Raw genomic sequence first — 9,941 nt, 5'->3', positions numbered from 1 at the left:
GATCCATAACCTCACAAAAAGTATATACCGGATCAGAAATATCGATCAATTTTTCGATTTCTAATGGTAATTTCAGCTGACGCATAGTATAATTACCATTGGTGTTGTTAGTTAGTAGCGTAATTAATTATACCAAAAAATCGCTCAGGCCTCACGGTCTGGGCGATTTTTCTGTCAGGGGAGTTTTTTTACAGCCCCTTTCATTTCATAGATAAATAACTCAAACTTCCCATAGCAAAAATGGGCTAGCACCTTGAAAATTCAATACTTCAACTAATAAATTTAGTGATTTATGCCGCAGATTCCCCTCGATGTAGTGCGTTTCTCAGATATTCAGGCAATCTGGATTCAAAATCAGCGGTGAGTGCACTAAGCTGCTCGTCACTGAGCTTCAAAAGTTCCTGTATACTTGCGAGCATTGCATCCATAATCAAACAAAGTGAATGAGAAAAAGTAATGTCAGTCATCTCATCAACAAGAAAGAAAAACAGCTCACCAAGAGTACGCTGGTCTTCCTCTTTTCTCTGTTCCAGTGCCAACAGCATATATCTTGCAAACACAATGGCTACATGTGCAGTCAAAGCATCATAAGAGAGACTTCTACATTCACCAACCAGATTGAGGGTAGATTTACAGGTCTTGAAGAAGACTTCTATTTTCCAGCGTTTTCCATAGATACGGATGATTTCTTCTTCTGAAAGCTCCGGATTTGTGCATACAAAGGCAAGCCAATCTTTCCGATTTGCCTTGTTTCTGACACAAACTATTTTAGCCGGAATTGGGTTCTCTTTTCCCAGCTTTACAGATACAGAGAGAAGATACTTTGATCTGCCTCTACGTTTCTTGTTTTTTGCGTAGATTTGCTTGATATTCAGCTTTTGTCCTTCATATTCGTAGTTAATACGACTGCTTTTCTTGACCATAGCAATCACATCCATGCCTCTGGACTTGATTGCGGTAAGCTGAGCTGGATTGGAGAACCAACTATCAAAAAGGACGTAATCAGCTGTAATTCCCTGTGTTGTAGCAATATCCAAAAGCTGCAGCATGGTATCGGTTGCCTTCATCTGTGCTAATTTGCGACGTTTTCCAGCAATTGACCGTTTATCAAAATCCTTTTGTGGTCCGATGATATTTGATTCTTTTGAGGAAGCCATAAGGCAACTGTTGACAGGGAGAAATGTATTTCCATCACTCCATTCAAGAGTTAGAAGACGAAAGCCTTTTTGTATCGCATGTTAGTATGATCAAAGACTTTGGATCCAAGCTCGGTTTTCTTACAACTGGTACGATTGAAGAGGGTATCATCCAGAACGAAAACGTTAGAGCGCTTTTCATCTGTGAGTTCCTTCACCTCGTCATTGATGATTGTGGAGGCCAAGGCTGTGGTGAATCGAAGCCAGTTCGTTTTAGCAGAGTTCAGGAAGCGATAAACTGCATTCTTGGAAAAATCTTCTTTGAAGGAGCCCGTGCGCATCTGCATATACATGCTGCGATCGGCAAATACATTTCCAAGTCTGTAACGAAGCAGTGAGATGGCTGGAACGCCTTTTTCTTTCGTTCCATTGCATTTTTTCAAAAGATCTCCCATGTGGTGCTTGGAAAAAAATCTGCTAACGCAATCAAGAATGGCTACCTCTTTATCAGTATTCTGTGCTATAATGGACATGGCATAAATCCTCCTATGGTTGTTGGTTTTTCGACAACTCCATTATACCATCTGGTTGGCGTTTATGCCTATTTTATTGGCTGAAGTATTGAATTTTCAAGGTTCAACACACCTTATTGGTGTGGGAAGTTTAAGTAAGAAATTAATTGCTTTTTGCGTTGGAGCGAGTCCTATCGAAAATCCGGAAATTGAATTAACATTACCGAAAAACTTTTCTGAGGAAGAACTTAAAGTGGTTAGATGGTTTTATTGTCCCGGTGGTCTTGACTATGAAAAAATGCCGATAGCATCTAAGACAATGATGAAAATGCTTGTTAAAGCACTAAAAGCAAGAAAAAATAAAACCGAGGATGATATGGAACAGATAAGAATGATGTCCTCATCATATGATATTTCTGATATTAAGTATATTGAACCGATTATAAACTATCTTAATGGTGCAGAGTAAAGTGATTACAAAGCACGCGAAGCTTTGAAGTTGTCGTTTAGTATATTAAAATTGAATTACGATTTTCCTAATGTAAGAGTAATAAATGTTTTTGTAGAATAATTGTGTATTATTCTTGAAAACATTAAGCTCACACGCGTATGCATATGTATATTTTGATAAAGTAGGTAAGAGTCTAATGAACGAAATTGAACAATATACAGAAGAAAACTTATTTAAAACCCTGTATGTTCTTCATCCAGAATACTCAATATTGTTGCGCCCCTCTCAGCTTGACCTTCAATTAATTTAGTTGCTTGTCACAGAATTAACCGATATACTGTCACCAAAGAATATAAAAGAAAGGACCCTGGAACCCTTCTTCTTTGGCCAGTCGATGCGGTTCCAGGATCTATGGTGGTATCGCTACCATGGTTATCATATCAAAGTATCGGTTAGAGTGTAAAGAGGATATTTTTGGTAATCAGTGAAGAAGATGCCATTTGTCCGGGGTGTGGAAGCTCTTTATGCAGAAGAGACAAGAAGCTGAGAGTCCATAAGGAGGTTGGCGGCAGAAAGCGCTGGTTTGCTATAAATCGCCTGAAATGTACCAATGAAAAATGCGGAAGATTACATAATGAACTTCCTGATTGCATGGTTCCGTACAAGCATTATGGTACCGATATCATAGAGGATGTCATTGAAGGGGGTCGTACTGCGGATGACCTTGAAACAGAGGATTATCCCTGTGAAGGAACCATGAAACATTGGAAATGGTGGCTTTCTAAGAATGAGGTAAACATCAATGGACAGATGAAATCGGTGCTGCAACATCTCATGGATTTGGATATAGAGTTCCTGAAATCCAGCGATTCTTTACTGGAGGGACTCAGAGAAAGGATAAGCCCCGGATGGCTGCCGGTAGTCGTCAGGTTTATATATAATTCCGGAGGGCGAATAGAGCCCTATCCGGTAACATAAAGTTATGCACCTACTTTTGTGTGCTGTCATGGATAATGAAAAAGGGCTTACCTGGAGTGCCAAGATGCGTAGCTTAATACAGGAGATGATACATTACAGAAACTCTCTGGAACCAGGAGCTGCAATGGAAGAAGCTACAATAGCAGAATTTGAAGATAGATATAAGGATATATTAAATCTTGCCAAAGATGAATATGAGTATGAATCACCAACCAAGTATTACATGGACGGATACAATCTTTATATGCGAATGTCAAAATATATGTCAAATCATCTTCTGTTTCTGCACAATCCAGACGTTCCAACCACAAATAATGAGGCTGAACGATTACTGAGAGCTTATAAGCGAAAACAGGCGCAGGCCGTGTCATTCCGCAGTCTAGATGGTATCGATTATCTATGCAGGTGCATGAGCATGCTATTTGAGATACGGAAAAATCCAGAGACAAATGTCTTTCAGAAACTTTCAGAAAAGTTTGCATAAAGAACCGATGGCGTTATCGACTGTAATTAGTCTACGCCATCGGTCCTTTATTTACCAGTCAACCCGTGAAAAGTAACTATGGTTGTAATAAATTTCAAAAAAAATTATACAAAAATATTGACAAAATAGAATTGAAAACTTATAATAATGACAAATGGTAGCGGTACCAAAAATAGAGGTGAGAGTTTGAATATTAGTGATATTGCTGTGAAAGCAGGAGTTTCTGTAAGTACAGTTTCACGAGTGATTAATAATAGTCCAAATGTAAACGTTGGGACAAGATGTCGAATACTTAAAATTATGGAAGAAACAGGATATGTTCCTAGCAGCATAGCAAGAAATATGATGTCTAAGTCGAACCGTTCGATTGGTCTTTTTATAACCGATATTTTAAATCCATTTTTTAACGAAATGATTAAAGGAGTTGAAAATGTAGTAAATGCTGAAGATTATTCTCTTTTGATTTATGCAATTGGAAATTCTTTGCAAAAGGAAGAAGAAAGTCTTGATAAATTAATTCGAGATAGAGCATGTGGTTTGATTGTAACTAGTTGTCGGCTACATAGCGAAAAGTTTTTGGAACGTGCTCAAAAATATTTTAATATAGTTTCAATTCAATCAAATCTGAATAATGTTGATAATATTGGTGTTACCGATGAAAAAGGAACATGTGATATGATTCGTTATTTGATTGGATTGGGGCATTCTCAAATTGCTGTAATAGGATATAATGAAGCACTTCCTACTTCTGATGCAAGATTTGCAGGATTTATAAAGGCAATGGCTGATGCAAAATTAGCGGTAAGTGATAATCAAATAATAAGAGTTGAGCCAGGAGAAGGAAAATGTTATGAAGCGACATTAGAGTTGCTGCTAAGGCGAGACCGGCCAACAGCGATTCATTGTATAAATGAATACATTGCATCAGAAGTATATAGGGCTATTAAAGACGTTGGGTTATCTATTCCGCACGACATCTCGCTTACAGGATTTGATAATCTATTTATTTCAGAATTAATGGAGCCTAAATTAACTACAGTATCACAGCCCGTTCGTCGAATGGGAGAAATGGCAGCAAAGTGTGTAATAAGAAGACATCAATATCCAGATGAAGAAATTCAAAATATTGTATTTCCGACAAAATTAATTATTCGAGATTCAGCAACAATTCCTTGTGTCATGAAGTAGATGATACAGTGTGATGAGGTAGATGTCGCAAGATGATAACTTATACCCTAAATTGGTACCGCTATCATAAAGGATTGATTAATAATGTAGTCTAAATAAGTAAAGGAGGATAGACTTATGAATTCTTGGCAGCAAAACAGCCCTTTGGGAGGGCTACCGTTTGTGAAAAATGCTCGTTCTAGAAGAGAATCAAGTTATGACCGGACTGGAGGAAACAGAGATTTTGTAGTAGTGCCACCTAAAGAAACAAAAGTGATAGCAGATATTAAGGGGGCAGGAATAATTAAACATATTTGGATTACTACACGTTGTTACGAACCCCAATATCTTCGTAAAATTGTGATTGAAATGTATTGGGACGGTGAAAAAAATCCTAGTGTGAGAGCACCTTTGGGTGATTTTTTTGGAGTAGGTCATGCAACGTGCCGTCACTTTGTTTCATTACCTATCAATATGGTGTTTACAAAGCATAGGGGTCCAGCTGGACCATTTGCAGCCGCAATGAATTGTTATTTTCCAATGCCTTTTGTGGAGGGGGCGCGTATTCAGGTTATTAATGAATGCAGTGAGTCTATTGAAAACTTATTTTATATGATAGATTATGAGTTAATTCAAGAAGCCCCGCCAGAAGAAATGGGACGTTTCCATGCGGTATGGAATAGTGCACTTCCGTGTAAGAAAATAATACCGGAAAAACATCAACCAGAAGGGCCTTGGGATTTACCGGGAGTGAATGTAACGGGAAAAGATAATTACGTAATATTAGAGGCAGAGGGCAAAGGGCAATATGTAGGATGTGTTCTAAATATTGATAATCATGATGTAGGAGAACAGATATATACTTGGCCGGGAGAAGGAGACGACATGATTTTTATAGATGGAGAAATATGGCCGCCTTCTATGCATGGAACTGGAACGGAAGATTATTTTTGTGCAGCATGGGGGTTCCCAAGCGGAGAATATGACGCGCCTTATCATGGAATATCACTTGGAAGCGATCCTCAGGAGCATTTTGGAAAGTGGAGTTTATATCGTTTTCATATAGAAGATCCGGTTCATTTTGATAAATCCATTAGAGTAACGATTGAGCATGGACATGCTAATGACCAAGGAAATGATTATTCTAGTGTTGCATATTGGTATCAGATTGAGCCACATGCACCGCTTCTTGACTTACCGGAAGTAGAAAAAAGACTTACACGTAGATGGCCTGAACATGGACTTTGGTGGCGGTAATCAAAGAACTTATTAAACAGAACCGGAACCGGTAAAGGATTCAAAAGAAAACCCATTTAACGGGTTTGGGGAATTGTAAAATGCTTATATCAAATCAAAAGGAGAGGTGAAAAGTTATGAAGAAAAAAATTTTATGTGCACTGTTAAGCGCGACCATGGTGATGAGCCTGTTTGTGGGTTGTGGTGCAAAAAAAACCGGAGACAACATAGCAGGAAAGGACGATTATATAACTGTTTTGGTTCAGGGGGGAAGCCCAGCATTTGAAGCAACACAGAAAACGGCTGAAGCCTTTAAAGAACAGACAGGCTATGAGGTAAGAGTGGAATCGGTACCATATACAGGAGTGTATGATAAATTGAAGGCAGATATTACAGCATCCACAGGTGCGTATGATGTTGCTACAATTGATATTCTTTGGATGGCTGAATTTGCTCAGGGATTATTGCCAATTGATGATTTAATGACTGATGAAGTGGTAAATGATTTAATGCCTGGAATGCTGGCTGGTGGTCAGGTTGATGATGTCAATTACGGAATGCCTGTTTGGACAAACTGTAAGATACTTATGTACAGAACAGATCTTTTTGAAGATCCAGATGAAATGGCCGCTTTTAAGTCAGAGTATGGATATGAGTTAGCACCACCTACTACATGGCAGGAATATCGTGATGTTGCAAAATTCTTTACTAGAGATACTAATGGTGATGGAGAAACTGATTTGTATGGTACTGGTATTTTTGGAAAGACAGATGGAGATACAGCGTGCTGTTGGCTTGAGGAATCAGTACAGGCAGGTGCTAAACCTGTTGTATTAGGTGATGATGGAGAAGTATTAGTTAATCAGAAACCATATGTAGATGCGTTAACATTTCTTAGTGATATAGTGAATGAAGATAAATCTTGTCCTCCAGGAGCTATGGAAATGGCATCGGGTGAAGTATCAGAGATGTTTTATCAAGGAAATTTAGCAATGATGCTTAATTGGGGACATTTCTATCTTGCAGCAAATAATCCGGAAACATCAAAAGTTGCAGGTAAAGTAGCAACTGCACCTCATCTTTCTGGAAGTGCAGGAGTAGGAGCGATTCCAGGACCTTGGTATCAGGTAATACCAGAATCTTCTAAGAAACAAGAGATTGCAAAAGAATATGTGAAATTTATGTATGATAATAATGAATTGATTATGCAAAATTTAGGAACCGCAGCTAGAAAATCTTTATTTGAAGAATATGGAAAGAAAGAAGGATATGAGTTCCTAGCTGATATTCAGGCAACTTTAGAGGGACCGGCAACGCAGAATAGAGCACCAATTGTTGAATGGAATTTAATTGAAACAGAGGCTTTGGTTCCTGCTATACAGCAGGCGCTACTGAAAGAGAAAACTCCGCAAGAGGCATTGGATGATGCAGCAGAAATGATTAAAGATCTTTTAAATTAAGTGTTAAATTAAAGTTTCCGGCTGATATATTCAGCCGGAAACGAATAAATATTTGTGGAATAGGGAGGAAAGTTCAGGTGAGAAAAGATAAGAAAATGCTCATTATCTTTTGTTTGCCGGCGGTGGTAATGATGCTTATGTTTTTCTTAATCCCCGCGGTCAAATTAGTAGTGGATAGCTTTTTCAAATATGATATTTCAAATATGGCTGGTAAAAGTTTCGTTGGGTTAAAAAACTTTCTTGCTGTATTTACTTCCCCAAAATTTGTACTATGCGTTGCTAATACTGTAAAATATGTTGTTATTGCGGTGACGATAGAGTTTATTTTGGGATTGTTACTAGCATTAATGTTGAATGTAGGTTTTAAGGGGAGTCAAATAATGCGTACTTTAATGTTAACGCCATTAATGATGGCTCCACTAGTGGCAGGGCTAGTTTGGAAATATTTATTAAGTGATCAATTTGGAATTATAAATTGGGGATTGTATAAGCTTGGAATCATTAATAATGTACATTCAATTATGTGGTTATCGAATCCAAAGATTTCTTTATATTCTTGTATTATAGCAGATACTTGGTTATGCACCCCCTTTATGATGCTTGTGCTATTAGCAGGATTGCAAGGGATAGATCCTACCTATTACGAAGCAGCACGAATTGATGGGGCGGGTACACTTAAATTGTTTTATCATATTACCCTACCATTGCTGAAACCTAATATTGTAATTGCAATAATTATACGTGTTATGGATGCTTTGCGTTCGTTTGATACAATTTGGGCTATGACACAAGGAGGTCCTAATTTTTCGTCAGAAGTAATTAGTACATATATCTATAAAGCTAATGTTCGCTTCGGACAGGTAGGAGAAGCAAGTGCTATGGCAGTAATATTTATGCTTGCACTTTTAGTGCTGGCATCGATATTTATTAAGAAAGTATGGAATCCAAATGAGGATTAAGAATAGCAATTTCTTTGAATCCAGAGAAATTACTTAGTTCTAAGAGTCAAACAGGAAATCATAAGACTGTTCCGAAATGGAGAATGAAGGAATATCAAGTTTCTATAAGAACAGTTAAACAGATCTAGTTTTAGTACATTTGTAAGTGAGTTGTATGACTGAAGGCTTAAAGGGATGTATATAAAAAATCAAATCCTTATCGTTTGAATCCAAAAGATGGCTCAGTTAATCACAAAAAGTGGCATCTGGGGTCTTGCCGAATTTAATGCCACGGAGAATTTTAGTAGAGTAAGAAATGTTAAGCTTTCAAAAACAGTCAATAATGTTCCAGGTAGAGTGAGCAATATAAAGAATATTTACGAAGATTGCTACATTATAATTTTTATTAGCCAGTATGACGCCACAATCAACAGCTAATGTAAAATCAATTTCCAGTTGATAATATGAATTATATTCAATCGACTTTACCATAAATATCGAACGATATACAGAAAGATTCTTGACGAAAAGAGAGAAACTTTAAAGATATGGAATCTAAAATCTATGAATTTTACTAGACTGAAGGTTTCACAGAATTATAGTTGAGTGAAGGAGGCATAATGGTGAAAAAAAGCTTGAAAAGACTGGTTCCGTTTTTAATTTGTTTGATATTTGTGTTTATGTTTTTATTTCCTTTTTTATTTACTGTATCAACATCATTGAAACAACCATCGGATGTAATATCTACACAACCTCGATTTTTTCCAAACCCTATTTCCATACAGAATTATAAAGATATGTTTGAGTATTTGACGTTTGGAAAATATTTAGCAAACAGTTTAATTGCAGCACTTGTCAGCACGGTGATAAGTCTAACTGTGGGATCTCTTGCAGCATATGGGCTTTCTAGGTTTCGCTCTCGCTTATCATCTTTTTTTATGTATCTTACTCTTATGATACGTATGATACCACTTGTTTGTATTAGTGTACCCATTTATTCGGTAATTAATAAAATTGGCCTTAGAGATACACATATTGCATTAATATTGGTTTATGCATGTATAGGAGTACCATTTGTAATTTGGATGATGATGGGATTTTTTAATGGCATACCAAGAGAATTGGATGAAGCTGCATTAGTAGATGGTTGTAGTAACCTTAGTGCTTTTTTTCGAGTAATAGTACCAGTAGCTATGAATGGAATGGCAACAACTGCTATTTTTACATTCTTGACAGGGTTGAATGACTTTTTATTTGCTTTGTTAATAACAATGTCTGGTACCAAAACAGTTCCAGTTGGATTGTCTGAATTTTTGACAGAATATAATATTCAATTAGGGCCAATGGCAGCTGGGGCAGTCTTGTTTAGTCTGCCAATCATTATAATATCCTTTTTCATTCAAAAAAGAATTGTTAAAGGAATGACTATGGGTGCAGTTAAAGGATAAATTATTGTATAGGTAATTGTTAAATGTTTTTAGCAGTTACTGTGGAAAACTTTCCTATAGATAAGGAGAGAAAAACGGTCATTATTCAGAATTGTTTCTGAATTGACATATATCATCAGATTATGGGGTAT

Annotated in this window: 8 protein-coding genes and 2 pseudogenes; 8 read left to right on the top strand and 2 right to left on the bottom strand. The window is 37.0% G+C overall.

Going from position 1 to position 9,941, the window contains the following annotated elements:
* Both H8S80_RS35200 and H8S80_RS34455 read right to left on the bottom strand, forming a co-directional pair.
* Positions 1–85 (bottom strand): annotated as a pseudogene (locus H8S80_RS35200) (transposase); the annotation flags it as partial.
* A 205-nt stretch (positions 86–290) separates the two neighbouring features.
* Positions 291–1,669 (bottom strand): annotated as a pseudogene (locus tag H8S80_RS34455) (IS4 family transposase).
* Positions 1,670–1,733: 64 nt separating this feature from the next.
* Here H8S80_RS34455 and H8S80_RS29000 point away from each other — a divergent pair.
* The 8 genes from H8S80_RS29000 to H8S80_RS28965 all read left to right on the top strand — a co-directional run bounded on the left by H8S80_RS29000 (position 1,734) and on the right by H8S80_RS28965 (position 9,810).
* Positions 1,734–2,117: an NADPH-dependent FMN reductase family protein gene (locus tag H8S80_RS29000; protein ID WP_117633154.1), complete on the top strand. Its 384-nt coding sequence runs from the start codon at positions 1,734–1,736 to the stop codon at positions 2,115–2,117.
* Between the two features lie 456 nt (positions 2,118–2,573).
* Positions 2,574–3,077, top strand: a complete 504-nt coding sequence (locus H8S80_RS34445) for a DUF6431 domain-containing protein (protein ID WP_243007992.1) — start codon at positions 2,574–2,576, stop codon at positions 3,075–3,077.
* Positions 3,078–3,105: 28 nt separating this feature from the next.
* Positions 3,106–3,561: an IS66 family transposase gene (locus H8S80_RS28990; protein WP_181988030.1), complete on the top strand. Its 456-nt coding sequence runs from the start codon at positions 3,106–3,108 to the stop codon at positions 3,559–3,561.
* A 186-nt stretch (positions 3,562–3,747) separates the two neighbouring features.
* Positions 3,748–4,749 (top strand): LacI family DNA-binding transcriptional regulator, encoded by a 1,002-nt coding sequence (locus H8S80_RS28985; protein WP_181988029.1) that lies wholly within the window; start codon positions 3,748–3,750, stop codon positions 4,747–4,749.
* 117 nt (positions 4,750–4,866) lie between these two features.
* Positions 4,867–5,985, top strand: a complete 1,119-nt coding sequence (locus tag H8S80_RS28980) for a glycoside hydrolase family 172 protein (RefSeq protein ID WP_117633151.1) — start codon at positions 4,867–4,869, stop codon at positions 5,983–5,985.
* 116 nt (positions 5,986–6,101) lie between these two features.
* Positions 6,102–7,424, top strand: coding sequence for an ABC transporter substrate-binding protein (locus H8S80_RS28975; RefSeq protein WP_117633150.1), 1,323 nt, complete (start codon positions 6,102–6,104; stop codon positions 7,422–7,424).
* A 77-nt stretch (positions 7,425–7,501) separates the two neighbouring features.
* The gene (locus H8S80_RS28970) at positions 7,502–8,383 is read left to right on the top strand and encodes a carbohydrate ABC transporter permease (RefSeq protein ID WP_243007991.1); all 882 of its coding nucleotides are present in this window, start codon (positions 7,502–7,504) and stop codon (positions 8,381–8,383) included.
* Between the two features lie 599 nt (positions 8,384–8,982).
* Positions 8,983–9,810, top strand: a complete 828-nt coding sequence (locus H8S80_RS28965) for a carbohydrate ABC transporter permease (protein ID WP_117633149.1) — start codon at positions 8,983–8,985, stop codon at positions 9,808–9,810.
* Positions 9,811–9,941 lie beyond the last annotated feature (131 nt).

It is taken from the genome of Hungatella sp. L36, assembly GCF_014288035.1.
The sequence above is the reverse complement of the archived record's forward strand: the minus strand, read 5'-3'. Positions and strand labels throughout refer to the sequence as shown.